Origin of the sequence: Streptococcus halichoeri, from assembly GCF_019774635.1 — a bacterium.
Lineage (GTDB): Bacteria > Bacillota > Bacilli > Lactobacillales > Streptococcaceae > Streptococcus > Streptococcus halichoeri.
Genome location: NZ_CP081502.1, coordinates 1,185,326 through 1,210,867, shown reverse-complemented (window position 1 = coordinate 1,210,867; position 25,542 = coordinate 1,185,326). Strand labels below are relative to the sequence as shown.

The window sequence follows — 25,542 nt, the reverse complement described above, 5'->3', positions numbered from 1 at the left end:
CTGGCACCAACAGGTGATAGCCACCATCACCTTTTTTATCAAAGAAAAGAAGCTAACGCAACTCATCCGAGTTGGTTACAAGCCCAGATACAACTAATCAGCCTAGCCAAACAAAAAAACAGATTGAAATAAACAAGGCGCCTTTACCTGCTTCAATCTGTTTAAAATCAGTTTTTTAGGCTATTTGACTTTCATAATCCGAACCAAGTTAGACCGTTCTGCTTCTTCTAATTTCAACTCAATGTAGTGAATGGTTTCCTCTAATTGGGGTATAATGGAATATTCTAAGCCATTGACCCGCCGGCGGGTTTTTTCGATTTCATCAGCCATGAGCTGACAGTTTTTTTCAACTTCTGCTAGCCGCAACAGCTTGGTGAGCTGTGCTTCCATTTTTTGAATCGTATTATCCATTTCACTGTTGGAATTAAGAAAACTATAGGACAGTTGATTGGCGCTGTCTGTTGACGTTTCATTGATTAGAAACCGGGGAACGTGAACACTCATGATATTATCAACTTCAATAATTAACTGGGCTTCTCGCACAGGAACTGAAAATAACTCTTCAATCATCGCATCATTTTCAAGAGACTTAGCTAAAACAAATTCTTGCATATTATGCTGAAGCACAGCTTCAACTTCCTGGCGAAGGCGCGCATTTTCTCGTATCAGATCAATAAAATGACGCATGAGCTCATCGCGTTTATCTTTGAGGAGTTTATGCCCTCTTTGTGCTGTTTTTAAACGTTTTTTTAGGCCATTTAGCTCCATGCGGGTTGGTTTGACATTTAATCTTACCATTGACAAAAACCTTTCTATTACATTAGGACCTTAAGACGACGCCTATCAAGCAGAGAAAAGCTATGCCTTACTTTCACCTAAATAATGGTCAAGCATCTCGTCTTTAATCCGTTTTAATTCGGTTCTTGGTAATATTGCCAATAGCTCCCATCCAAGATTTAAGCTTTCCTCAATACTGCGGTTAGTGTAAAAACCTTGGTTAATATACTCCGCTTCAAAGCGATCAGTAAATTGCACATATAATTTATCCGTCTTTGATAGGGCTGATTCTCCCAAAACGACAGCTAACTCCTTGGCTTGCTTTCCTTGAGCATAGGCAGCAAATAATTGATTCATCGTTGCAGCATGATCAGCTCGGGTTTTTCCCTCACCAGAACCTTTATCCTTTAAACGCGAGAGCGATGGCAAGATATTAATGGGCGGACGAAAACCATTATTATAAAGTTCGTGTGAGAGAATGATTTGACCCTCTGTGATATAGCCAGTTAAATCAGGAATAGGGTGCGTAATGTCGTCTTCAGGCATCGTTAAGATTGGAATCTGTGTAACAGAACCTTTCTTACCAACTAACCGTCCCGCACGTTCATAGAGGGTTGAGAGATTGGTATACAAATAACCGGGATAACCGCGCCGACCTGGCACCTCCCGGCGAGCAGCCGAAATTTCCCGCAGAGCTTCACAATAGTTGGTCATATCAGTCATAATGACTAACACATGCATACCTTTTTCATAAGCTAGATATTCAGCGGTGGTCAAGGCAATACGAGGAGTTGCTATCCGCTCAATAGCAGGGTCATTAGCTAGATTCATAAATAGGACTGAGCGATCAATAGCACCTGTTTTACGTAAATCATTCATAAAGAACTCGGCTTCTTCAAAACTGATACCCATAGCAGCAAAAACCACTGCAAAATGGTCGTCTGTATTGAGTACCGTGGCCTGGCGCGCGATTTGTGCGGCCAATTCATTATGAGGTAAGCCAGAGCCTGAAAAGACTGGTAGTTTTTGGCCACGAACCAAAGTATTCAAATGGTCAATCGCAGAAATACCCGTCTGAATAAATTCATCAGGATAGTCTCTAGCAACTGGGTTGATGGCTTGACCATCAATGTCCAGGTATTTTTCAGGGAGCAAGTCAGGTCCATCATCAATTGGTCGACCCAAACCATCGAAAATACGACCAAGCATATCCTCAGAAACGGCTAACTCAAGCGGGTGGCCGGTAAAACGTACTTTTGTCTTAGCCAGATTGATACCACTTGAGCTCTCAAACAATTGGACCATGACCTTGTCTTCTTGTACTTCAAGCACTTGGCCTTGACGTTTTTCACCATTATGCATCCTGATTTCAACCAATTCATTATAATGTACCCCTTGAACGTGATCAACAATCATCAAAGGACCCACAACCTCGCTAACGGTCCGGTATTCTTTAATGGCAGGCATGCTAGATTCCTCCTTTTTCTAAAACGTGATGAATGTCTGATTTAATGGTTTGAGCTAAATCAAGAATTTCTTGCAGCCGGTCCTCAGCGATGAACTTACTACGAGCAATCCGATCACGTAGGGTAACCGTTCCTTCCATCAGCTCTGTAAAATAAGCTCCTAATGATAAAGCCTTTGTAGCTTCTTCGTTAAAGAGCAAAATATTACTTAGCATTGCCTCTTGCTTAGCAAAGGAGGTAAAGGTATCTACACTATCAAAAGCATTTTGTTGCAAATAGTCTTCGCGAATTTGGCGCGCGACAGCCATGGTCAGGCGGTCTTGCTCTGATAGGGAATCGAGTCCCACCAAGCGAACAATTTCTTCGAGGCTTGCTTCTGCTTGAAGAATCGTCATGGCCGCCGTCACCTTTTGTATCCAGTTACTTTCTTGGTGCTGACTGATATACTGGCCGACCTGGTCACTATAAAGCGAATAAGAAGTTAACCAATTAATAGCTGGAAAATGTCGGCGTTGGGCAAGCGGAGCATCTAAGCCCCAGAATACTTTTACAATCCGTAAGGTATTTTGAGTAACTGGCTCTGAAATGTCTCCTCCAGGGGGTGAAACAGCCCCAATGGCTGTAATACTTCCTTCTCTTCCTTGACTGCCCAGAGTTCGATAACGGCCTGCGCGCTCATAATACTCAGCAATACGACTGCCTAAATAAGCAGGATAGCCCTCATCACCTGGCATTTCTTCTAAGCGGCCAGACATTTCCCTAAGTGCCTCAGCCCAGCGAGAGGTTGAATCCGCCATAACAGCAACAGAGTAACCCATATCGCGGAAGTATTCGGCAATCGTAATCCCTGTATAAATCGAAGCTTCACGTGCTGCTACTGGCATATTTGAGGTGTTAGCAATCAAAACTGTTCGTTCCATAATCGAATGGCCCGTACTAGGATCAATCAATTCTGGGAATTCATTTAAAACATCGGTCATTTCATTCCCACGTTCCCCACAACCAATGTAGATTACAATGTCCACATTAGCAAATTTAGCTATCTGGTGTTGGACAACTGTCTTACCAGCTCCAAAGGGCCCAGGAACGGCAGCCGCTCCGCCTTTTGCCACTGGAAAAAAGGTATCAATAACACGTTGGCCAGTAATTAAAGGTTCAACAGGCATGAGTTTTTTGGCTACCGGACGGCTCTTGCGCACAGGCCACGTTTGCATCAGTGTTCCTTTGTAAATACTGCCATCAGTTTGCTCAATTTCATAAACCACTTCATCCACACAAAAGGTGCCAGCCTTTATAGAGAGAAGCTTACCAGATACCTGGTTGGGTACCATAATCCGATGCTCCACCACTTGTGTTTCTTGAACTGTTCCTAAAACATCCCCTGTCACTACTTTTGTACCAACTGCAAGTGTTGGCTGAAAAGCCCATGCCCGCTCACGATCTAACCGCGCAACATCCACCCCACGAAGCAGAAAGTCACTAGATGTTGCCTGTTTGAATCGATCAAGTGGGCGTTGGATGCCATCAAACATCTCAGATATTAATCCTGGGCCCAATTCCACTGACAAAGGACTACCTGTAGAGATAACAGGTTCCCCAGGACCAAGCCCTGAGGTTTCTTCGTAAACCTGAATAGAGGCCTGATCCTGGCGCATTTCAATAATTTCACCGATTAGACCAAGCTGGCCAACACGGCAAATATCCTGAATATTTGCTTCTTCCATCCCAGAAGCCACGACAAGTGGCCCTGAAACCTTTATAATTTTTCCTTGGCGCAAGTTTCTCTCCTTTATTTCTGTTAAAAAGATTGTGTCCACGTCCTTAACTCTATATGCCGTTAGCAGACGACTCGCCTGCCCTGTTTGCTTTTAGAGGATATTTTGACCAACCGCACGTTCTACCCGCTCTTGAACACCTTTCATCCCTAATTGCAGATCAGCTTTATGAGTCGGTATAATCGTGACAGCTGGTAAGAGTTGTCCCTCATAATGGGCAAGGGTCTCAGGAATCATTGCAGCTATATCTTCAGTGATATAGATAATGCCAAAATCACTTTGGGCAAGTTTTCTAAGGGTATTGGTCGCCTCTTGGGCTGCAAGAACAGGGAAAGTCTGAAAGCCAATCATATGAAAAGGTAAAATCGCATCCCGATTTCCAATGACTCCAATCTTATAAGCTTTATTGGCCATAAATAGGTCGCATCCTTTCTTTAATGTGTGCCATTGGCAATTGGTTAACAAGAGCAGAAAGTATTAAACGGATATTTTTGACTTCAAATTGCTTCCCTAGCAGGTAGCGTGGCAAGAGATAAGGCCCATCACTGTCATATTTAGCCTCATCAAATAAAGCAAAGAGCAAATAGTCACTGAGGTACTCTAACTCTGGCAAAGACAAGGCTCCTTGACTGAGCTTGGTTTGATAGTTTTGTAAATCATGAGCATACGGATTGGAAATCAAGCAATCGAATAAGTCATTCCAACCTGATCCTGCAAGCAGCTCTTGATAACGATGGATAGGATAGCTTCCCTGACTGGAGATAAGCTGCTTGATAAAGCTATTTGATTTGCCTAATTGCTGAGCTCGGCCCACTGTTATCAGATTATAACATTCAATTATTATCTTAACTGCCTGCATCACCTTGCCATCCTTTAAAGATTGGGCAATTGTCATCAAATGTTTAAAATAGGCTAAATCTGCCCCTATCTCAATAACACGACTATCTTGATAATCCAAATACTCTGCCCAGATAGATTGCACCTCATGTACCATAACAAAAGGATAGCTATCTGAGTTTAAAGTCGACACTAGCTGTTTAAGAGCTGCTTGAGAGCCAATACCAATGGGTAGTAATAGACTGTGCAAGTCTCTTTGACTGGCTTTAGCCTTTAGCAGAACTTTTAAATTGTGATAAGTATAGCGTAAGGTAAACAAGTCCACTAGCTCAGGATAAGGAGACTCCTGATAGGCCCACTTAAAGGTCTTCGCTAACTCCGTCATCAAGGCGTGCTCCACTAAGTCTAGTTGTCCAAGACTATTGACAGAAAGCTGATAAGGCGAAGCTTGAAAAAGCAAACCAAGTCTTTCATTATCTGGTGAGTTTAGCATTTGGGAAAATTGCTCAGCAGTAAATAAGTCTTTTTCTTTCACACTTATAGTTGTATTAACCTGTGTAAACCGACTCGTGTCCATAAGGCCTCCTAATCTTCGTTAAATAATGTTTTAGCAATTAAGGAGCATTCTTCTTGATAAATCGAAGCTATCAGATCATGGTATAAATAAGAATAATCTAGGGGGCCCGTTTTAAGCAAAAAGCCAGCTTGGCCACTAATCTTCACCGGAGAAAGGACTACCTGAGGAAAGTCATCCCTAAGTTGCTCAAGATCAGACGGACCAAATTTATCAGCTGTGATTTGACCAAGCTCAAGTGTTATAGCTTGGTCTGTATAGTGCTGTAAAACTGACGTCATAAAAGCGAGCTCTTGCTTTTGATCAAAGGCGATCATTTGGTCAAGAGCAGCTGTAAATAAAGCTTTAAGAACAGTCTGCTTAGCAACTAGGGTTGACTGCCGCTCCTTGGTTTTTAACTGTTGTAACTCAATCTGGTAACGTTGATTGACTTTCTTGAGCCGCTGGCGCTTTTCTTCATTTTTCGTTGCTAATAAGGTGGCTTTATTATTTTCAAAAGCGGCAGCTATTTTTTTGCTCTCTTTGTCTAGTTTTTCTTTTCCCTCACGATGCGCACGCTCAAGTACGGTTTGCTTCAAGTTTTCCAGGTCATTCACTTGACATCCTCCTTCTTCCATCATTACAACTAACAAAAGGTTAGCCGACACGAAGGGTTAAGATAAATGAAACAACGAAAGCTAAAATAGCATAGGTTTCAACCATGGCCGCAAGGATCGCACCTTTCATGAATTCTTCAGGCCGTTTCGCCAAAATTTGCATACCAGCAACTGCCACATTACCCTGATGTTTAGCTGAAAAATAACCGACAATAGCAATAGGTAAAGCCACAAAGAAATAAGCCAAGCCTTTTGCTACTGATAAGTCTGGTGTTAATTGCAACCAGATTAAGATGCCAATAACAAAGCCATACAGTCCTTGTGTCCCTGGTAGCAATTGTAAGATTAAGGCAGAAGCAAACTTATCAGGTTCTTCTTTTAACAGCGCAGCTGCTGCTTGCCCTGCCTTACCAACGCCATAGGCTGACCCCATACCACTAAAGCTAACCGCAACCGCAATTCCTAAAGCGGCAAAAAAGGCACCTCCATGGGCTGCAAAATACTGTGCTAATTGTTCCATTTTATTTTTCCTCCATCGGATTTTCTTTGTGAATAGTGATGTATTTTTCTGAAATTTTAAGAGGTTGGAAGGGCTTACCGCCACCTTGATAGAATTTACCAAAAAATTCTACAAACATCAGCCTTGCCCCATGAACATAACCTGACAAAAGGGACAAGAAAATGTTGATGGCATGTAAAAGGGCAAACAGTAATATTCCAACCGTAAAGCGAGCCAGCGGTGGTAATATTCCTACAATCAGATTAAAGGCCGAAGCTATGCTCGCACCGGATAAACCAAGGGCCATCAAACGCGTAAAGCTTACGAGGTCCCCGATATAGCCACTAATATTATAGAGATTATAAAGACCAACTCCAAGGCCAAGTAGACTTCTTGCTTTAACAATTGCCACCAAGACCACACCAACAGCATTGAAAATGGCAAGCCACTTGCCAAGTTCCGCTAATAGAGCAAGGCCTGGTACCAGCTTACCTAAAGCTAGTAGGAAGATCCCAAGCAAGATTAAACACCAAGCAAAGCCTGAACTATAGGCTTTGGCATAATCTTTCATTTTGACATGTTGTAACCCACCTAACAGTAGGCCAACCATTACCGTGATAAAACCAAAGATGACAGACAGCATTAAAATCGTCATCACATCTGTGCGGGTAGAAATTAAAACAAATGGCAATGTAAAGCCAAAAAAAGAACCATAGACTAGTCCCCAAAGGGCAACAGCGAGACTTAAACTATTAAAAAAACGAAGAAAACGTCTTTGCTTATTAGGCAGCTTAAAAACTTGCAAGGCAAACCAGGTGACGGCAAATAAGAGTAAGCCATAACCGAGATCTGCTACCATCATGCCAAAAAAGGTAAAGTAAAATGGGGCTAGAATCGGAGTTGGATCTTGCTCATAATACTTAGGCAAGGCGTACATCTCAGTGATCAATTCAAACGGAGCAATCACCGGATGATTCACTAATTTGATAGGAACCTCATCCCAGTCATCCTTGTCCACCTCAGACTCACTGATATAGATAGACGTCCCAAACCGCTCGGCAATAACTTGCTTAAGTAAAGGCAATTGCGCCCTTTCTACCCAGCCTTCTAGGGCGACGAGGTTCTTGGTGCTAGCCAACTGCTTTTTAGCTGCTTGTCTTAGATAAGAGCTCAATAAAAAGTCTGTCGCCAACTGCATTTGCTGTAGGGCCAACTCAGCAGCAGCGAGTTCCCTGGTTAATTGCTGGCGCTCCTTTTCATATTCTGCTAGCCTGTAAGCAGAGTTTGCCAGCATTTTAGCCGGTAGTTCCGGATAAGGGTAATCTAAAGCTTTAAATTGCAGCTCATCTAAAGGAATTGTTTTGCCCTTGTCCCAAAACAAAATAACACCATATTCCAACTGATTGCGAAAAACTTCCTCAAAGGCCAAGTCGGGATTGCCTTGCAACAGCCGGTAATAGCTATCATCACTAGTATTAGGAATTGTTCCTACAAGAGCTGATAAGTGCTTAAACTGAGTCAAGTCTTTTGGCAACACTTTAAGCTTAACCCAATCAGCCAACTGTTCTTGCTGGTCTTGGCACACAGCCATTGCCTTATCCAGTTCGCTGAGGCGATCCAATTTTTGGTTGATCTGGGTATAGGCCAGCTCGGCCTGCTCTTGTCGCTTAGGATTGTCAAGTTCAGCAACAGAGACACTCAAAGGTGCCTGCTTAAGCTTTGTGAATTTGCTTTTGCGAGGGATATAGTTCTCAAGCCTAGCCATTGTACTTTCTAAATGTTGCTGGCGGCGGGACAATTCTTGAAAGACCTGCTCCCCCTTTAACAGCTGGTGAGGACCATCTGCTAACTCTTGATAAATCTTAGGGATGTGCACCTGCTCTTGCCTAAAGGCTGCTTGCCAAGTAGCTTGCTTTGGCATGTCCTTAATTTCCACCAATTGGGTGCTTTGAAGAAGCTGTAAAAAAGTATCAAGCTCGTGGTTTCCCAATACAAAAGAAACCGTTTGCATTTGACTAATGGCCATATTTTTCAACCACCTTATCCACTATTTGCGAAGCCAAAGTCCGCTTTTTTTGCTTTAAAATGGCTTGCACTTGTGCTTCATTTTTGGTCAGGGTGTCTGTCAGATGTGTTGTTTGAACCTTTAATTCCTTTGCCAAAGCAGCTTCTTCTTGCTCTAGGCACTTCTGTATTTCCTGATCACACTGCTGCTTGACTTCTTCTAATTCTAGTTGTCGTTCTCTGGCATAGTCCTGAATCTCTCGCTCGTAGCTATCTTGAATGGCTTGTGCTTCTGTCTCGATTTGTGTCATCAATGCCAATATTGAATTCGTCACATTTTCCTCCTTACCCTTTTGGTTACTGATTAACTGCTACTTACTCGTCTTTAAGGAAAAAACAAGGTCCATTTCGAGATACCCTAGCACATAACTGACTGTGATTTTCGCTTGAGTATCCTAAGCATGGACCCTATACCTTTATTGCTAAATTCAATCTTTCCAATAAGCTTATCATTTGCTGAAACACCAGGTTTCTATGAAACAAAGCAAACTCAGGTCCTATCTGCTTGTCCATGACTGTCAAAGGCTTCATCAACCGGGAAAACCACAGCAAAGCTTACCTGGATCAACAATAAGCACAAGGTTCTATCCACCAAACACCAGTAAGATAGGACTTCTTACCAATGATCAATTATTTCTAGCTTGTAGTTCTTGTTTGGTAATCACCTTATAATTTTTAAAGGCAAGGCCTCCCAGATAACCAGAAATCAGACTTAAGATAATACAGCCCAGAGCCGTTATCAGCACCTTGGTCATTGGATTATAAGCAAACATAACCGCAAATCCAGCAATTGGGGTGGCTGTCCCAGGAGTATTATTGACTAATTGCATTAGAGCGATCAAGACCCCGCAGGCCGCGCCACCGACAAAATTGGTCACATAAATAGGGATTGGATTTGCTGATGTCACATCGGCTTGCGTCAAGGGTTCAATAGCAAAGGCAATATTGTCTTTACGTTCACCGAGTTTGAGTTTGTAAAAGAGGACCCCATTCATAAAGGATGATCCAAAAACAGCAAGTGCACCGATAGCCATTGGAATTCCTGTTAAACCAAGCATAGCAGTTAAGGCCATGGAAGATAGCGGAGCAGTTGCTACCACGACAATTGTCCCACCAAGGATAATACCCATAATAATCGGACTTGATTTAGCACTAGCAGTCAGGATTTCACCAATGGTTAACAAGGTTTTATCAATCACCGGAGTGACAAACTGGGCAATAAAACGAGAAATCGGGGTGGCAACAATGATAATACTAATCAAATCTAAACCACCAGGAATTTTTTTCTCCATCCATTTCACAAGGAAAGATACCAAGTAGCCAGCAATGAAGCCAGGTAAAATACCAAAACCAGATGTTGCTAAACCAATCATTACCGCATAAACCGGAGAAACGTCTAAAGCAAGCGCCACTAAACTTGCTGCTGCTACACCTGATAGCGACCCATTTGCTCCTCCAACTTCGCTGAGAAATTTAAAGCCCAGAACTTTACCAAAAAAAGCACTTTGAAAAGCTTCCACCAAGAATGAAGCACAGGCAGCCGCTGCCAAAGCACCCATGGCCTTTGCACCATGAGGCGCTTTGTAGTTAAATAAGGTAAAAATCGCAAGGACAAGGAGTAAAAGCCCTGTACCAACAAGAATATCCATAATGTTTTCCACCAATCTATAAGATTATTTTTATAACGTTTTAGTAAGACGTGCCATTGCTTCTATCTCAATTAAGGCATTTCTAGGTAAGGATGCCACCTGATGGGCTGTACGAATCGGGTAAGGCTCCTCAAACAGCGTTTCCATAATACGATTAAGCTCATCAAAATGGGCTAAATCAGCTAAGTAAATCGTTAATTTAAAAATAGCATCCAATGATAAATCTTCGCTTTTCAAAACATTCGCAATATTTGAAAAAGCCCGGCGGCACTGTGCTTCAAAGCCTGTTTCTAAGGTGCCACTTTCCGGACAAATCGGCAGCTGACCAGAGGTATATAAGATATTCCCTTCAATGGTATAAATTGAATAAGGCCCAACACGCTTGGGTATGGTATTCATCATAATCCTCCTTTGACTTTATGACCTAATAGTACATGAAATCGCCTCCAAAGTCAATAATAATTTATTATCTTAACAATATTTTTTTATTATGATAGTTTTTTATTGTCTTTTAACCTAAAATATATTACTATAGTATAAATAAGAAAACAAAGGAATGACCGGATGGATAAAGAACGATTAAGTTACTGGAAAACCGTTATGCATTTTTTAAACGGCGTGCTTGGCAGCAATTATGAACTTGTCTTACATGTCATTGACAAAAATGATATTTACATTGGTGAAATTATCAACAACCACATCAGTGGTCGAACAACTAGTTCTCCTCTGACAACTTTCGCTCTTGATTTGATTAACAAAAAAATTTACAAAGAAAAAGACTTTGTTACTAATTACAAAGCCATCGTTAGCCCACAAAATAAAGAAGTCCGAGGTTCCACCTACTTTATCAAAGATACAGACGGAAACCTAGACGGTATGCTATGTATTAATATGGACATCACTGCCTATAAAGACATGGCTGAAAATATTCTCAATTTAGCTAACGTCAATCTGACACACTTAGTGCCAACTAATAGCTCTGCTAGTAGTGACAACAATCAAGATGAGACTGTCGAAGTCCTATCTAGCAATATTCAAGATATTATCGGCGAAATGATTGATCCTGCCTTATTGGATGAGGGGATTCACCTGAGCCAAGAAGTCAAAATTGACATTGTCCTTAAGTTATATGAAAGAGGCGTTTTTCAATTAAAAGGGGCCGTTTCCAAAGTGGCTGAAGTGTTAAAAATCTCAGAACCCAGTGTCTATCGCTACCTAAAAAAAGTAGAAAATGATTAGCCCGCTTCCTCCAATCATAGCAACTACCAAATGGTGGTTGTTTTTTATTGTCACTATTATCAGAATTTCCCTATAACTATTTAATGAAAACAGCGTTATTTAGACATTTTTTAGCAATTTGTCTCATTAACAATTCATTATAAGCTAGGATTGTGCTAAAATAAATCTGGAACCATCCCAAAAATAAAGGAAAGCAGACCTGATAAGCACTATCTGGAGCTTTGGAGAGCATTTTTATCAAGGGATAATAAAAATTTCTCACGTTTACACCATGCCCCTTAGTGCCCATCACATTGCACTAAAAAGCTTATGAAACCAAAAAAGTTTTCACCCCTTCAACTCAGTCTACTCTTAGTAATCCTCTCACTCACATTTTTAAGCGACAGCCTGCACTCTAGTGTCGTCAGACAGCCTTTTACTCAAGTAATTGCCGAAGCTAAGACAGACAGCGCAGCCATTCTTCCCTTTAAGCATAAGCGCCAACTCATCTTAGGTAAGCTTGATGAGAAAGGCCGATCTACCTATGCCCATATCCAACTGCAAAGCAAGGATGAACCGACCCATAAGCGTCATAAGCGGCTCAAGACCAAACCTGTCGGCTGGCATAATTTTAAATTCTACTATGAAGATGGTAGCAAAAAGGCCTGGTTGATGAAGCGTGGTCATCTGATTGGTTACCAATTTAGTGGGCTCAAGAATCAGCGAAGAAATCTAGTTCCCATGACCAGTTGGCTCAGTACTGGTCACTCACTACAAAAAAAGGAATGCAAACAACCAAGATAGCATGCTCTATTACGAAAAACGCCTAAACGCTTGGCTAGCGCAGCACAAAAATGCCTATCTTGACTACAAGGTCACCGCCATTTACCAAAATGACGAGCTAATTCCACGTAAAATTACCCTGCAGTACGTTGGCTTAGATAAATCTGGTCAGTTACTGCCCATTAAGATTGGTGGTAAAGCTGTCCAAGATGCCAAAGGCATCAGCAGGGTAACGCTTGATAACGTATCACCAAATGCTGACATTGACTACCTGACAGGTCAAGCTCAAAACACTGTCCTATCCGCTAAAGAACAAAAACGTAAAGCACAACAAGAAGCCCAAGCCCGCAAGCAGGCCGAGGAGGCTGCAGCACAAAAGGCAGCACAGGAAAAACAAGCCAAAGAGGAAGCAGAACGTCAAAGACAAGTGGCAGAAAGAGCTGCTAGACAAGCTGCTGAAGCAGAAAGACAGGCTGCTGCCAGACAGCAAGCCAATGCAGCACAAGAACAGACACAAGCCCCTTCTCAACAAGGTGGAGGCTACTTCCGTGATGTCAGAGGAAGATGGCATCGCCCAAATGGTCAGTATGCTTCCAAAGCCGAAATCGCCGCAGCCGGCCTTCCTTGGAAATAGACGTGCAAGCGTCAAAAAACGTCTGGTACAATAATGTTTTTCAGCACGTAGATAAACTCCTATAGAATGGCATCATTTGATGTAGCCTAAGTGAGCCGTTAAATTATTAAACTCTTAGAAACGTTAATCTGGCAATGTTTCTGAGAATTATTAATAAGCTTCATAACGAAAAAAGATTGAAGAAAATTATCCAAAATGGACTTTTTCTTCAATCTGAGCGTATCGAAGAAATTCGATACGCTTTTTAAGTGGAGGATTTAGAGTTTATCATAAAGGAGTAAACAAATAGTTCTTATTCTTGATTAATGTTTACAATTCAAAAATGACTTCAAAATAGTATTAACTGTTCTTTGTATTTCCAACCGAAGTAATGGTGTTCGAAATCATTTCAAGCTGGTCCAAATCCCTCTTAATATCATCACTAGACTTATTCTCACCCAAAGCCTTATCCAATTTATTTCTTAATTGCTTCCCTCTGGTAATCAGGGATTCCAGATTTTCACTATAAATTCCAGAATAGTTAATTTTATTGAGAGAAGTGTTAAAATCCTCAATCCAGAAGTTAATTTGTGATTTAGTGTAATCATCTAATGACGTTTGAACTGTTACTTCTTCTTGTGGTTCAGAAATAGCTTGAGGCTCTTCAATAACTTGGGCTGCTGTAGTTGTAGATGCTTGTAATTGCTGTGATGGAATCTCAGGCTTAGGTCCTACTTGTTTCGACAAATCCATAGATAAATGAGGAATAGTTTTTCTGGTAATTACTTGTTCTTTTGATGCAGTGAAATTTCCTATTATTAACGGCTGAAAGTTATACTTTTCCAATTCTTTTTTATTTTCTGTTAAATCATAATAATTGTATAATAACGCTTTTAAATTTTCAGTTACCTCATTAGCACATCTGAGATTAGGTATGTCTTCTGATAATATAATTCCATCAACAGTGTCTGTAGAATAATCAAAATTAGGAGTAATATTGGCTTTTTTCTTAGTTGCTTTTATGACAATATCCAACTCAGACTTAAGCGCTTCTCCATTCCATGTCTTATCCTCTTTGATAATATTATCAACTAGTTCTTTTAATTTTTTTATTTCAAGAATTTTATTTTTATATTGGTTAAAAATTTCATTAGTCATACTCAAGGGTGAATTTGCTAGTTCAGGAGATAAATAATCATCATAGAATTGTTCATAATATCCTCGATAAGTGTGTTCTAACAAGATTGATTTGAAAGGAAGACTGATATTATAATACAAAGAGATTGGGACAAGGTCCATAGAATTTTTCTGCTCTTTAATAACGTTCTCAGAAAATTCTTTGAGCGCTACTTTCAAACCATTTTCGATAGCATTTGATTGTTCCAAGGTAAGACTAGCTACTTGGTTTATTGTTTTATCAGTTGAAATTTTCATCACTTCTCTTGATTCTCTTAAGTAATTATCATATCCTGCAATTACTTGAGTTAAAGTTCTAACTGCGCTTGAATATTCTTTTTCTGAAAACTCTTCTTTATTAACTAAGTAACGTCCTAAGTCTAACAGAAAAACTATGGAATTTCTTTTAGAATTGGAATAATATTTACCTACTAAATAGCCATTTTCCCCCCGATTTCATCTAATTTCTTTTTTATCTCTTCGGTTTTTTCATAGAAATAACGAGTCACCGCCCCTACTGGCTGTGCTACTCCCAATGCTGTGCTTAATAGTCCTAAAATGGTTAACGATTGTAAAAATTTCTTGCTCATATTCCTTCTCTTTTTCCACATTTTACACCCGTGATAAGTGCAACGCGAACTATCATATCAGCAATTGATACATCTATCTAACCGTTTTTTTTATTAATTAATATTTTATTTGACTTGTATTATTTTACTCTTATCAATTCTAGCAGATTGTAATTGTATTATATCGTATTAATCCGCTTTCAGGATAAACATAGAGCCGTTTACCAGCAGTTAATTAGCAAAAGACGACTATTGCTTTTTTTAACCTTTTCATATATCGCATTAAAAGAGTAGGATTTACTCCATTTTATAATATATTAGTCGCAAGAAATTATCTAACTTTTAAATGCCTTTCACCTTCAAGCTCAGCTATACCTATTTTATTAGTCATTTTTCGTGCATCAGCCATTTTTACTCCCAAGATCTAAAGCAATATGCCCTTCCTTGGCCTCATGGTGGTGATTTTGCCAAATAAGGGTAGCAATGGTGGGCGAAAGAATTCCTTAAAATCAAAAAAAGCACTCTGGGGTGATTCAGCCAGAATGCTTTCACATAATGTTTCTTAACCAGTAATCAGATAGGCAACACAAAGGGCAAGTAAGATGGCATTAAGCTAATGAGTTCAGTAACCAAGCAACCGTCACCCCACAAGGTGCTATTTTATTTTTAATAAATATCGCCCCTATGTCCAAACTCAAGTGCTAAGATAATCATCTTATTATCTTGAATATCACAAATAAGCCTATAATTACCAATACGATAACGCCATTCGTTAGCATGATTACCTGTCAAGCCTTTACCATTGGCACGGGGGTTATCTGTTCCTTCTAAATGCTTATCAATCCAGGAAAACAGCAATCTCTGAATCTGCTTATCTAGTTTCTTAATTTGCTTTTGAGCTTTTTTAGAATACTCTATATGATACATATTATAAGTCTAGCTCTTTCTTAAAGTCAGCATGGCTAATTGTCTGTGGATCTGCTTTATATTCTGCATAAGCTTGATTATAGACTTTCAAATCATATTTATCTTCAATATCACGCTCAAGAGCTTTCTTAAAGAGGCTTGATAGGCTTTGCCCTGTTAATTGAGCATAGCTTTTGAAAAATACTTCTTCTTCTTGATTCAATCTGATAGTAACAGTACTCATGGTTATTTACCTCACTTCTTTGTGTTACATTGTAACACATCGCGGAAGATTTGTCAATTGCTGAGGGCTATAGTCGGTCCCAATACAGTTAAAATCGCAATCCTGATAAAAATTAATCCTTCTTTAGTTGTCTTTTAAGAATTGACATCTTACTTTGGCTTTCGCGTCAAGCAGACTTGGTACTTTTTTTAGAAGGGTGAGCTGATCCTCTAATGATCTGTCTGTATTTTCTAACTTCTTTATCTCAAATTGAGCCTGATAAAGTGCTATCCCCTAACATGGAACTGCACTTTCACCATCTTTTTCCTATTCTTGAACCCAACAACAAAGATTGTTTGAGTGAACACCTACAATTGAACTAACTATTGTCACAGACGACTTTACATCAAGGACAAGTTTGATAACAGATATGTTACCTTAGCAAATACTTTTCTTGGCATAATGATTTTCCTTGTTTTTACTTAATTTTGCGTCCACTTTATTATACCACGTCCAAAAATTGTTAGGCTTTTTATTTAACTTTTGAGGTGCAGCTTAGTTAGACTTCTCCTATTTTATTAGTCATTTTTCGTGCATCAGCCATTTTTACTCCCAAGATCTAAAGCAATATGCCACTAAATGGTCAAATAACGCTGGTTCTTGCCAAGTCAGGGCAAAAATCGGCAAAGGATCCTTAAAACAAAAAAGCACCCTGGGAGGGATCCCCAGAATGCTTTCAAATCAATGTTTCTGAACACTAATCAAATAATTAGATTATTTTTTAAGGTTGTAGAATGATTTAAGTCCTTTGTACTCAGCAACTTCTGCAAGTTGGTCTTCGATACGAAGCAATTGGTTGTATTTAGCAATACGGTCTGTACGTGACAATGAACCTGTTTTGATTTGGCCAGCGTTTGTTGCAACTGCGATGTCAGCGATTGTTGAATCTTCAGTTTCACCTGAACGGTGTGATACAACGGCAGTGTAACCAGCTTCTTTAGCCATTTCGATAGCTTCAAAAGTTTCAGTCAAAGTACCGATTTGGTTAACTTTGATAAGGATTGAGTTAGCTGCATTTTCTTTGATACCACGAGCAAGGTATTCAGTATTTGTAACGAAGAAGTCGTCACCAACCAATTGAACACGTCCGCCTAGGCGTTCAGTAAGAGCTTTCCAACCATCCCAGTCGTTTTCGTCCATACCATCTTCGATAGTAATAATTGGGTATTTGTTAACCAACTCTTCAAGGTAGTCGATTTGTTCTGTAGAAGTACGAACAGCAGCGCCTTCCCCTTCAAACTTGGTGTAGTCGTAGACTTTGCGTTCTTTGTCGTAAAACTCAGATGAAGCACAGTCAAAACCAATCATGATGCCGTTTTCGCCAGCTTCATAACCAGCTGCTTCAATAGCTTTAAGGATAGTTTCTACACCGTCTTCAGTTCCTTCAAATTTAGGAGCAAATCCACCTTCGTCACCTACAGCTGTAACAAGTCCGCGTTCTTTAAGGATTTTCTTAAGAGCGTGGAAAACTTCAGCACCCCAACGAAGACCTTCTTTGAAAGTAGGTGCACCAACTGGCATAATCATGAACTCTTGGAATGCAATTGGAGCATCTGAGTGTGATCCACCGTTGATGATGTTCATCATAGGAGTTGGAAGAACTTTAGTGTTGAATCCACCAAGGTAAGTGTAAAGTGGCACTTCAAGGTAGTCAGCAGCAGCACGAGCAACAGCGATAGAAACACCAAGAATAGCGTTAGCACCAAGTTTACCTTTATTAGGAGTACCGTCAAGTGCGATCATTGCACGGTCGATAGCTTGTTGATCGCGAACATCGTAACCGATGATTGCTTCAGCGATAATGTTGTTAACGTTATCAACAGCTTTTTGAGTACCAAGACCAAGGTAACGAGATTTGTCACCATCACGAAGTTCAACGGCTTCATGTTCACCAGTTGAAGCTCCTGAAGGGACCATGCCGCGTCCAAATGCACCTGATTCTGTATAAACTTCTACTTCCAGTGTTGGGTTACCGCGGGAGTCAAGGACTTCGCGAGCGTAAACATCAGTAATAATTGACATTATAATACTCTCCTTATGAGTTTTATTTTTTACATGTTAATAATACCACAAACTAGGCTTCTTATCAACATAAAAGCCATTTTTATGAAAATTACTTTTGAAATACAACCGCTTACATTAAGCCTTTCAATTGTCTAACTATTTCCTCAAAACCACCGAAAAAACTGGATTATTTAAGTATATCTCGGTATAATCAACTTATAAGTCTACTTGGAGGTTATTATGGAAACATTAGAAGAGAAGGTTAGGCAGAGCGCCTTAAGTGAAAGACGATTGAACCCTGATCAACAGCGTTACTATTTAGGTACCTTTGCTGAACGGGTTGTACTTACGATAGCTGTAGAAGAGATGGCACAGGATGCTGTTAAAAAAACATTTGAAGACCTCCTTCCCCAGTATGTTGACACTTACGCCCCCTTATTCTTAAAGCTTGCTCCTAGGTTAAAAACTGACGAACAACTATTTTTCATGACATTAGCCGACAAAAACGGCATCCCTTCCACCATCATTGATGATACTAGTGCAAAGTCACCTTTTGCACTCGTTTTACATACTGATCACGCTGTTAATCTCAGCCAGACTTCCATTAGCTCTTATTTAGCTAATAAGACCTCATCTTCAAAAGCAGCAAGTAAAACTCCTAAAAAAACCTCCTTCTGGCGCCAGCTTTTTAGCCGTAAATAAAGCAAGTCTGCTAGCTCTACTTCTGCCTCACCATGTCGTGTGCTTGCAAACTTTAAAGAAATTAAGAGGGAAATCAGGTACTCAATAGGCTAAAGCACAAAGCCCCCTACGCCCTATACACATGCTGATTTCAATCAAGTAGGGGGGTAATCTCTAGCCCCTCTCACACTACCGTGCGTGCCGTGTGGCACACGGCGGTTCAACTAACTTTTAACGCATGTCGTTTGAGATACTAATCTAAAGCAGAAAACCAGTCCTCGCTAAACGAGGACTGGTTTTAATAGTATGACATGCCAGCGTACTATTAAAAAGATTTGGGATGACCCAAATCTTTTTAATAACGAATATATTCACGTGTTTTGTCATAAGATGAGACAAAGCGGTCGGTCACACCTGGCTCCACCGTCTCCAACGCATATGAAATTTCATCAAAGGATGCCTGATAGTCATAACGATTTTCAAACAAATCAAAGGCAATTTCAAAGCTATTTTGAACACCTGGTTCAAAACTACGATAACGATTAGAGTATTGAAGCAGCTGTTCGGTTAAGGTTGCGTATTTAACAACTTCATAAGTCATTTCCTCAAGATTAGCAATGGAGGCTGTACAAACGTCTGTTAGACGCGTGATTGCCTCAATATTAATCTTGCCTTTACTTAATTCATCCATCAAAGCTTCTAGTTGCGTACTTGTGGTAAAGAACGTGTTCAAGTAATTTTCTGGAATGCCTGGTAGGTTACGCTTTTCCATAAACCGCTTAATCATATGCAATTGATTAACATATAAATCAATCGTTTTGCGTGCACGTTCTTCCACTGCTTCAATGTCTTTGATTGATTCAAAGACTTCAATTTGACCAGCTTCAACATTTGCAAGGGTTTGTAAAGCCCTATCAATGATGACTTGTAATTGAGAATAAGGCTTTTCTTGCTCTTTAATAGTCTGAGCAATAGCGACCACGTTATTTTCAATATGAGCCAACTCTTTATCAAAAGCCTTTACGTTGACACTTTGGTTCTCATTCATAATGTACTTATGAGACAAGCGGCTGATTTCTTCCTTGAGCTGCTGATTGTTAGTTTTAGCATGGATTAAATACTGAGGAAGAATCTTACTATTTTTTGTGGTCACCTTATAAGCAGCAATTTCACGCTCAAAAAGATCATAAAGATTATCCATCTTTTCTTGAATCACGAGATTTTCTTCACGTGCTCGGTCAAGGTCCAAACTCACCAACTCTTCAGAGTTTGAACTGATTGCTTCACGGATTTCTTGGAAGCGTGTTTCAATGTTATCTTCAGGGAAATGATAGTTTTCTTCTAATAAGCGGCGATAGCCAGATTCTAGGTCGTCCAATTGATCAGGGAAATCATCCTCAAGTTTTGTAACAATGGATGGAATCTGCTCAGCAATTTGCCCAAGAGCAATCGTGTGCTCTTCTGCACGTTCAAGAACTTCTGATGCTTCAATGGGGTCACCCGATGAATTGAGAGCGACAAACTGTGAGAATTCTTTTTCAATATTTCCCATCTGTTTTGCAATCTCATCCTTGGTAGAGCCAAAATTATCCTCATTTTCAGCATTTGATTGTTGCAATTGCTCATACAAATCAAGGGCATGCGTAACACGCGCACTATTTTTTTCTTCTTGTTCCTTAAGGATACTAAGAGCATCACGGATGGAGTTGACATCTTCTTCGACAAGATTTAATTGACTTTCAATATTTGAAATTTCATGCTTCGCCCGGATGAAATTAAATGTATCATTTAAGTTTTCTGCTTCAACAATGGCGTACTCAATTTCACGGAAAGTTGATGTTGATAGGTCAGTCCATTTTTGATGCCATTCTCTAAAGGATGTTTGGCTTTGCCCAATCAGGTGGAGTTCTTGGACTGCGTCAACTTCTTCTTGGACAGGAAGGCTAAGAAGTGCTTCTTTTCGTTCTTCTAATTGTTTAATTAATGAATCATTTCGTTTACGAATAATGACACCAATGAGATAGGCAATAATCACTAGAATGACTACTGCCACAATAAGCAAAATAATTCCGCTTGACATCTACTTCTCCTTATATATTTTAACGTTTTCGTCGTATGAAATGATTTTAAGATTCACCTGACAGTTAACGCCATTGTTTTTACTTTCTAATTAAACCACATTATAACGTTACGATTATAACACACTTTGAAATGCTTTTCAAAAGATTTTTAGCTAGATGTCAAGGGTACTATAGACAGCATTTTCTTCTATAAATTCCCGTCTTGGTTCAACCCGATCACCCATTAACATATCAAAGACTTTGTCCGCATCGGCGGCATCATCTACAGTGACACGGGCCATTAAGCGATGTTCTGGATCCATAGTTGTCTCCCATAATTGGTGATCATCCATCTCCCCCAATCCCTTATAGCGTTGCACAGAGGGTTTGGAACGTCCAGTACTATACTTTTCAAGAGCGGCTTTTAATTCTTCTTCTTGTCGAATACCTGGCTGAATGTAGGCTTTAATATCACTACCAACTTTTACGCCATAAATGGGCGGTTGAGCTATGTAGACATAGCCAGCTTCCAAGACAGGTCTCATAAAACGATAAATAAGGGTTAAGAGCAAGGTTCTGATATGGGCACCATCAACATCTGCATCGGTCATGATGACTAATTTCTGATACCGCGCTTTTGATACATCAAAGTCTGCCCCAAAGCCAGTTCCCATTGCTGTAAATAGGCTTCTAATCTCTTCATTGGCCAAAATTTTGTCCATGGTAGCCTTTTCGACATTTAAAATTTTACCACGGATAGGCAAGATTGCCTGAAATTCTCTATTACGTCCCGACTTGGCCGAGCCACCAGCAGAATCTCCCTCAACAATAAAGAGTTCATTTTGTGCAGCATCATTGGAGGAGCAATCTGCTAGTTTCCCTGGTAAATTGGAAATTTCAAGGCCTGATTTCTTGCGGGTGACTTCACGTGCGCGCTTAGCAGCAATTCGAGCTTTGGAAGCCAAGATCCCTTTTTCAACAATTTTTCGTGCCACTTGTGGATTTTCCAAAAGAAACCGCTGAAACGCTTCACTAAAGAGACGATTGGTGATTTTCACGACCTCAGAATTTCCTAATTTCGTCTTGGTTTGCCCCTCAAACTGTGGATTAGGATGCTTAACTGAGATAATAGCGGTGAGTCCTTCACGGACATCTTCGCCCGATAAATTATCATCGTTTTCCTTTAAGAGCTTGTTCTTTTTAGCATAGTCATTGATCACGCGCGTAAGCGCCGTTCGAAAGCCCTGTTCGTGCGTTCCACCTTCGTGAGTATGAATATTATTAGCAAAGCTCATCACGTGTTCATGATAGCCCGTAGTGTATTGCATGGCTACTTCCACTGCAATACCTTCTAGTTCACCTTCGGTAAAAATTGGGGTATCAAAAATCGTTTCTTTGTTGTCATTCAAGAATTCGACATAACTGGAGATACCACCTTCGTAGTGATAATGTTGCACTTGCTCGAGTCCTGGACGCTTATCTGTGATAGAAATCTGCAAACCACGGTTTAAAAAAGCGAGTTCTTGAATCCGCTCAGCTAGTTTAGCAAAGTCAAAAACTGTCGTCTCAGTAAAGATCTCTGGGTCTGGGGAAAAGTGAACAGTTGTTCCTGTCACAGAGGTCTCGCCAATAACGGCTAAATCAGCGACTACCTTGCCACGACGAAATTCCTGAAAATGAATCTTGCCATTTTTATAGACTTTAACGTCCAATTGAGTGGATAAGGCGTTAACAACTGAAGAGCCAACCCCATGTAAGCCCCCTGAAACCTTATACCCACCGCCGCCAAACTTACCTCCGGCATGAAGTACGGTAAACACTGTCTCAACTGCTGGCCGTCCGGTCTTTGCTTGAATATCAACAGGAATACCACGCCCATCATCAACAACCGTAATGGAGTTATCTGCTTCAATAAAGACATCAATGGTAGTTGCAAAACCAGCCAAGGCTTCATCGATTGAATTATCAACTATTTCCCAAACTAGGTGATGCAGCCCTTCTTTTGAGGTTGAACCAATATACATCCCCGGACGCATTCGCACCGCTTCAAGCCCTTCTAGGACCTGGATCTGACTGGCATCGTATTCCTGCGAACCATTTTCTACTTGCTTATTTTCATCATTCATTTACGTTACTATCTCCAATAGGGATTTTTTTCCATCAACTAACAGGGTATCAAAACCTGCTGCCTTACCAGCCTCAATATCAAGGCTCCGGTCTCCAATGACTAAACCATGGCTTATCTGATAGGTCTGTTTCAAATAAAGCATACTTTCAGGATTTGGTTTACGAGCAAAACCGTTATCTGAGGTAATCACTGCTGTAAAATAAGATGATAAACCAGCTTTCTCCAATAGGAAGAGGACCTGGTTATCACGATGGGACACTAAAAAATTACGCCCACCCTGTGCCACGATTTTGACTAGGACATCTTTTGCACCCTTATGCCAAATCGGGTCAGCTAAACGCTTTGCCTCATTAATCTTATAGCGGACTAAAAAATCAGTTTGGTGTGGCGCAAACTGAGCAATGGCGTTAGCAGTTGATTCTTTTAATTTTTGGTAAACCTCATCATGCTCTGCTGTTAGCTGATACTCTTCTAAGGTTTGAATAAAGGCATTGGTTGAACTCTCATAATTATCAAGGAGCGTTCCACCCAAATCCCAGATATAATCCTTATAGTTCATACCTTAAATTATAACACATTTTGCTCATTTTATACAGTGAGGACTACAAATAAAAATCGACGTAAGGGAGGCCGCGTAAAGCTGTGACTTCCCTTGCGTCAATTAAGCTTATTGATATTTAAAACTACGTCGCAATTCTTTTTCGCTTTGCGCTTCTTTTGCTAAGGTGTGCTGATAATGCATTGATAAAATCAAGCCTACGCCGATTAAATTGGAAATTAAGGCTGAGCCTCCCTGCGAGATAAAGGGCAAGGGAATCCCTGTCAAGGGAAGAATACCTGTCGCTGCGCCGATATTTTCAAAGATATGAAATAAAATCATCATAATAAAGCCTGTGGCTATATAGGTATAAAAGAGATTATTAAGCTCAAAAGTTACCCTAACCATGCGGTAGATTAGTAAAAGATAGAGGGTTAAAAGGAAGGTCGAGCCAATAAAGCCAAAATTTTCTGCGATAACTGTGAAAATCATATCACTTTCACGGACAGGCACTGGTAAATCAATCACATTAAAACCTTTGCCACGAAAACCCCCACTCCCAATCGAAATCATACTTTGCGTCTGTTGATAAGCAATGGTCTCTGAAAAATCAAAAGGGGTTAACCAAGCTGAAATCCGGTTTATCTTATAAGTATCCATACCCAGATGATAAAGCAATTCCTTGCCTTGGGGCAACAAGAAAACTAGGAAAAAACCAGCCAGCAAAAGCACCAATACCAAAAGTATCGGAAGAATGATCCGCCAGGAAATGCCAGCAATCAGCACCATGCCAGACAAAATAGCAAAGAAGACCAGAGCTGTCCCAAAGTCCTTTTGCAAGGCCAATAAAACCATTACCGGCAGAGTTACCAAGGCGTAGAGACCAAGGAGCTGCCAATCTGCTTTTAAGTCACTTCGCTCCTTGCCTTGTCTAAACCAAACTGTTAGGCGGGCCATCACTAATATATAGGAAATCTTCATAAATTCCGAAGGCTGAAAAAGCGTCACCGAACCAAGGGAAATCCAGTTTTTAGCACCCGTTGCAGCCACTAACTGCGGACTGTAGAAAAGCAAAGGCAAAACCATTAACATCAGGCCTAAGCCATACAGATAAGGGGTTAACTTCCACAAAAAACTCCGCTTAAAGAACATCAAAATAAAGGCTAGCACAGAGCCAAATAAAATCCATAGCCCCTGCTGGATGAGCATTCGTGCCATATGTTGGGGGTAATCATGATAGGTTGCAGCATAAATAGAGACAAAACCGATTAAGACTAAGAAAAAGACGGGTAAAATAATGGCGTAATCAATCCGCTGATCAACAGCTTTCACTTTGTGGGTCATGATATTTCCTTCTTTAATGATAAGCATTATTATACCATTTTTTTATTGTACCCCTTAATCAAAACCTTATTTTTAGTGAACTTTTATTAAAATCGCTGCGCCCCTCCTACTATAACTGTTCAAAGCAAGTACTGTAGTCAATAAGCCAGCAGGATTCCATAGCTGTGCTATTGACCTAGATCCAAAAAAACTTTGAGATGCTAAGCTTTGCAAATAGAAGCACCAAGGCAGTGTGACCAAGCAAAGGGAGCACCCGCTAGGCAGCAAGGTTAACTAGTAAAAATGGCCACAGAATTTCTTATTTATCAGACAGAAGATGGACTTACTAAAATTGACGTCCAAATGGAAAACGAAACCGTCTGGCTGACATTAGATCAACTAGCTGAGTTATTTCAAAGAGATAAATCTACTATTTCAAAAGACCGTATCACCTCTGACGATATTGTCATCGCAAAAAACTATCTATCCGAGAAAGAGCTAAAAACACTAAATCGCATTGTCAGCACATTCTTTGATGTGGCAGAGTTGCGAGCCGAAAGTCACCATCCTATGTATATGAAGGACTGGGTTAAAGAATTAGATGATTTTGCAATTAGATATGGTCAAGGTATACTGCCTAGCACTGGTAAAGTCAGCCACAAACAAGCTAGTCAAAAAACAAATGCAGAGTTCAAAACTATAAAAAATTAAATAACCAAAGTTGAAGAAGCTTTCTTGGAAACAATCAAAAAAGTTGAAAAATTGGATAACTAAAAAACCACGTTCAAATTTGGTCAAGGCGAGCATGAGACGAATCGGTACAATAAATGAGGCATAAAATGGCCCTATTTATTGTGCCATTTTAACCTAAAATGGGGTGAAAAACTATGTGGATATTTAGTCTCAGATGCTCACCTGGCTAGAGTTTTACCAGATGATAGGCTAGTCAACAAGATAACTAAACGAGCCCATAGATCCTACAAACGTCCCTGTCACTTTACAGCCACACTACCGTCAACCTGA

23 protein-coding genes and 1 pseudogene are annotated in these 25,542 nt (G+C 40.2%); 4 read left to right on the top strand and 20 right to left on the bottom strand.

From position 1 onward, the window contains the following. Nucleotides 1-180: 180 nt before the first annotated feature. From K5J94_RS05830 to K5J94_RS05780, 11 genes are all read right to left on the bottom strand, one after another. Nucleotides 181-798, bottom strand: a complete 618-nt coding sequence (locus K5J94_RS05830) for a V-type ATP synthase subunit D (protein ID WP_159544213.1) — start codon at nt 796-798, stop codon at nt 181-183. Between the two features lie 60 nt (nt 799-858). After that, nucleotides 859-2,244, bottom strand: a complete 1,386-nt coding sequence (locus K5J94_RS05825) for a V-type ATP synthase subunit B (RefSeq protein WP_221912612.1) — start codon at nt 2,242-2,244, stop codon at nt 859-861. A gap of 1 nt (nt 2,245) precedes the next feature. Then, nucleotides 2,246-4,021 carry a V-type ATP synthase subunit A gene (locus tag K5J94_RS05820; RefSeq protein WP_159564060.1) on the bottom strand — a complete coding sequence of 592 codons (1,776 nt, stop codon included), beginning with the start codon at nt 4,019-4,021 and terminating at the stop codon, nt 2,246-2,248. 90 nt (nt 4,022-4,111) lie between these two features. Further along, nucleotides 4,112-4,432: a V-type ATP synthase subunit F gene (locus tag K5J94_RS05815; protein ID WP_159544219.1), complete on the bottom strand. Its 321-nt coding sequence runs from the start codon at nt 4,430-4,432 to the stop codon at nt 4,112-4,114. Beyond that, the gene (locus K5J94_RS05810) at nt 4,422-5,432 is read right to left on the bottom strand and encodes a V-type ATPase subunit (protein ID WP_221912611.1); all 1,011 of its coding nucleotides are present in this window, start codon (nt 5,430-5,432) and stop codon (nt 4,422-4,424) included. Before K5J94_RS05810 ends, K5J94_RS05815 begins: the two co-directional genes overlap by 11 nt. Nucleotides 5,433-5,440: 8 nt before the next feature. Further along, entirely contained in the window at nt 5,441-6,025 is a 585-nt protein-coding gene (locus tag K5J94_RS05805) for a hypothetical protein (protein ID WP_221912610.1), read from the bottom strand. A gap of 40 nt (nt 6,026-6,065) precedes the next feature. Further along, complete coding sequence (locus K5J94_RS05800) at nt 6,066-6,545, bottom strand: V-type ATP synthase subunit K (protein WP_159544225.1); 480 nt, start codon at nt 6,543-6,545, stop codon at nt 6,066-6,068. Nucleotide 6,546: 1 nt separating this feature from the next. Then, nucleotides 6,547-8,550, bottom strand: coding sequence for a V-type ATP synthase subunit I (locus K5J94_RS05795; RefSeq protein WP_221912609.1), 2,004 nt, complete (start codon nt 8,548-8,550; stop codon nt 6,547-6,549). Then, on the bottom strand, nt 8,540-8,863 hold the full coding sequence (locus tag K5J94_RS05790) for a hypothetical protein (RefSeq protein ID WP_159544229.1): 324 nt from the start codon (nt 8,861-8,863) through the stop codon (nt 8,540-8,542). Before K5J94_RS05790 ends, K5J94_RS05795 begins: the two co-directional genes overlap by 11 nt. 351 nt (nt 8,864-9,214) lie before the next feature. After that, nucleotides 9,215-10,237 (bottom strand): PTS sugar transporter subunit IIC, encoded by a 1,023-nt coding sequence (locus K5J94_RS05785; RefSeq protein ID WP_159549105.1) that lies wholly within the window; start codon nt 10,235-10,237, stop codon nt 9,215-9,217. A 30-nt stretch (nt 10,238-10,267) separates the two neighbouring features. Then, complete coding sequence (locus K5J94_RS05780) at nt 10,268-10,636, bottom strand: RidA family protein (protein WP_221913783.1); 369 nt, start codon at nt 10,634-10,636, stop codon at nt 10,268-10,270. Between the two features lie 165 nt (nt 10,637-10,801). Between K5J94_RS05780 and K5J94_RS05775 the strand changes: the two genes are divergently transcribed. Further along, nucleotides 10,802-11,476, top strand: a complete 675-nt coding sequence (locus tag K5J94_RS05775) for a helix-turn-helix transcriptional regulator (RefSeq protein WP_159564065.1) — start codon at nt 10,802-10,804, stop codon at nt 11,474-11,476. 309 nt (nt 11,477-11,785) lie between these two features. Beyond that, nucleotides 11,786-12,872: pseudogene (locus K5J94_RS09635) on the top strand (DNA/RNA non-specific endonuclease). A 339-nt stretch (nt 12,873-13,211) separates the two neighbouring features. Here the strand turns inward: K5J94_RS09635 and K5J94_RS05765 are convergent. The 5 genes from K5J94_RS05765 to eno all read right to left on the bottom strand — a co-directional run bounded on the left by K5J94_RS05765 (nt 13,212) and on the right by eno (nt 17,807). Continuing rightward, on the bottom strand, nt 13,212-14,285 hold the full coding sequence (locus K5J94_RS05765; protein WP_221912608.1) for a hypothetical protein: 1,074 nt from the start codon (nt 14,283-14,285) through the stop codon (nt 13,212-13,214). A 173-nt stretch (nt 14,286-14,458) separates the two neighbouring features. Further along, a complete protein-coding gene (locus tag K5J94_RS05760) occupies nt 14,459-14,617 on the bottom strand; it encodes a hypothetical protein (protein ID WP_221912607.1) in 159 nt (52 codons plus the stop codon). A gap of 645 nt (nt 14,618-15,262) precedes the next feature. Continuing rightward, complete coding sequence (locus K5J94_RS05755) at nt 15,263-15,523, bottom strand: type II toxin-antitoxin system RelE family toxin (protein ID WP_159544238.1); 261 nt, start codon at nt 15,521-15,523, stop codon at nt 15,263-15,265. Between the two features lies 1 nt (nt 15,524). Beyond that, complete coding sequence (gene relB, locus K5J94_RS05750; RefSeq protein ID WP_159544240.1) at nt 15,525-15,746, bottom strand: type II toxin-antitoxin system RelB family antitoxin; 222 nt, start codon at nt 15,744-15,746, stop codon at nt 15,525-15,527. Nucleotides 15,747-16,499: 753 nt separating this feature from the next. Next, the gene (gene eno, locus K5J94_RS05745; protein ID WP_221912606.1) at nt 16,500-17,807 is read right to left on the bottom strand and encodes a surface-displayed alpha-enolase; all 1,308 of its coding nucleotides are present in this window, start codon (nt 17,805-17,807) and stop codon (nt 16,500-16,502) included. Between the two features lie 222 nt (nt 17,808-18,029). On the opposite strand from eno, the gene K5J94_RS05740 reads away from it, so the two are divergent. Beyond that, a complete protein-coding gene (locus K5J94_RS05740; RefSeq protein WP_159564069.1) occupies nt 18,030-18,491 on the top strand; it encodes a YueI family protein in 462 nt (153 codons plus the stop codon). A gap of 334 nt (nt 18,492-18,825) precedes the next feature. Here the strand turns inward: K5J94_RS05740 and ezrA are convergent, their stop codons facing one another. The 4 genes from ezrA to K5J94_RS05720 all read right to left on the bottom strand — a co-directional run bounded on the left by ezrA (nt 18,826) and on the right by K5J94_RS05720 (nt 24,540). Further along, nucleotides 18,826-20,550 (bottom strand): septation ring formation regulator EzrA, encoded by a 1,725-nt coding sequence (gene ezrA, locus K5J94_RS05735; protein WP_159549329.1) that lies wholly within the window; start codon nt 20,548-20,550, stop codon nt 18,826-18,828. Between the two features lie 153 nt (nt 20,551-20,703). After that, complete coding sequence (gene gyrB, locus K5J94_RS05730; RefSeq protein WP_159544248.1) at nt 20,704-22,656, bottom strand: DNA topoisomerase (ATP-hydrolyzing) subunit B; 1,953 nt, start codon at nt 22,654-22,656, stop codon at nt 20,704-20,706. Then, on the bottom strand, nt 22,657-23,217 hold the full coding sequence (locus K5J94_RS05725; protein WP_221912605.1) for an HAD-IA family hydrolase: 561 nt from the start codon (nt 23,215-23,217) through the stop codon (nt 22,657-22,659). A 108-nt stretch (nt 23,218-23,325) separates the two neighbouring features. Beyond that, nucleotides 23,326-24,540, bottom strand: coding sequence for an FtsW/RodA/SpoVE family cell cycle protein (locus K5J94_RS05720; RefSeq protein ID WP_159549323.1), 1,215 nt, complete (start codon nt 24,538-24,540; stop codon nt 23,326-23,328). Nucleotides 24,541-24,822: 282 nt separating this feature from the next. Between K5J94_RS05720 and rhuM the strand changes: the two genes are divergently transcribed. Further along, complete coding sequence (rhuM, locus tag K5J94_RS05715) at nt 24,823-25,230, top strand: RhuM family protein (RefSeq protein ID WP_221912604.1); 408 nt, start codon at nt 24,823-24,825, stop codon at nt 25,228-25,230. The last annotated feature ends 312 nt before the right edge of the window (nt 25,231-25,542 follow it).

What these genes read in the sequence shown, in the direction of transcription:
- K5J94_RS05830 (WP_159544213.1), bottom strand. Translation starts at nt 798, where the DNA reads ATGGTAAGATTAAATGTCAAACCAACCCGCATGGAGCTAAATGGCCTA.
- K5J94_RS05825 (WP_221912612.1), bottom strand. Translation starts at nt 2,244, where the DNA reads ATGCCTGCCATTAAAGAATACCGGACCGTTAGCGAGGTTGTGGGTCCT.
- K5J94_RS05815 (WP_159544219.1), bottom strand. Translation starts at nt 4,432, where the DNA reads ATGGCCAATAAAGCTTATAAGATTGGAGTCATTGGAAATCGGGATGCG.
- K5J94_RS05810 (WP_221912611.1), bottom strand. Translation starts at nt 5,432, where the DNA reads ATGGACACGAGTCGGTTTACACAGGTTAATACAACTATAAGTGTGAAA.
- K5J94_RS05800 (WP_159544225.1), bottom strand. Translation starts at nt 6,545, where the DNA reads ATGGAACAATTAGCACAGTATTTTGCAGCCCATGGAGGTGCCTTTTTT.
- K5J94_RS05795 (WP_221912609.1), bottom strand. Translation starts at nt 8,550, where the DNA reads ATGGCCATTAGTCAAATGCAAACGGTTTCTTTTGTATTGGGAAACCAC.
- K5J94_RS05785 (WP_159549105.1), bottom strand. Translation starts at nt 10,237, where the DNA reads ATGGATATTCTTGTTGGTACAGGGCTTTTACTCCTTGTCCTTGCGATT.
- K5J94_RS05780 (WP_221913783.1), bottom strand. Translation starts at nt 10,636, where the DNA reads ATGAATACCATACCCAAGCGTGTTGGGCCTTATTCAATTTATACCATT.
- K5J94_RS05775 (WP_159564065.1), top strand. Translation starts at nt 10,802, where the DNA reads ATGGATAAAGAACGATTAAGTTACTGGAAAACCGTTATGCATTTTTTA.
- K5J94_RS05765 (WP_221912608.1), bottom strand. Translation starts at nt 14,285, where the DNA reads ATGAAAATTTCAACTGATAAAACAATAAACCAAGTAGCTAGTCTTACC.
- K5J94_RS05760 (WP_221912607.1), bottom strand. Translation starts at nt 14,617, where the DNA reads ATGAGCAAGAAATTTTTACAATCGTTAACCATTTTAGGACTATTAAGC.
- K5J94_RS05755 (WP_159544238.1), bottom strand. Translation starts at nt 15,523, where the DNA reads ATGTATCATATAGAGTATTCTAAAAAAGCTCAAAAGCAAATTAAGAAA.
- relB (WP_159544240.1), bottom strand. Translation starts at nt 15,746, where the DNA reads ATGAGTACTGTTACTATCAGATTGAATCAAGAAGAAGAAGTATTTTTC.
- eno (WP_221912606.1), bottom strand. Translation starts at nt 17,807, where the DNA reads ATGTCAATTATTACTGATGTTTACGCTCGCGAAGTCCTTGACTCCCGC.
- K5J94_RS05740 (WP_159564069.1), top strand. Translation starts at nt 18,030, where the DNA reads ATGGAAACATTAGAAGAGAAGGTTAGGCAGAGCGCCTTAAGTGAAAGA.
- ezrA (WP_159549329.1), bottom strand. Translation starts at nt 20,550, where the DNA reads ATGTCAAGCGGAATTATTTTGCTTATTGTGGCAGTAGTCATTCTAGTG.
- gyrB (WP_159544248.1), bottom strand. Translation starts at nt 22,656, where the DNA reads ATGAATGATGAAAATAAGCAAGTAGAAAATGGTTCGCAGGAATACGAT.
- K5J94_RS05725 (WP_221912605.1), bottom strand. Translation starts at nt 23,217, where the DNA reads ATGAACTATAAGGATTATATCTGGGATTTGGGTGGAACGCTCCTTGAT.
- K5J94_RS05720 (WP_159549323.1), bottom strand. Translation starts at nt 24,540, where the DNA reads ATGACCCACAAAGTGAAAGCTGTTGATCAGCGGATTGATTACGCCATT.
- rhuM (WP_221912604.1), top strand. Translation starts at nt 24,823, where the DNA reads ATGGCCACAGAATTTCTTATTTATCAGACAGAAGATGGACTTACTAAA.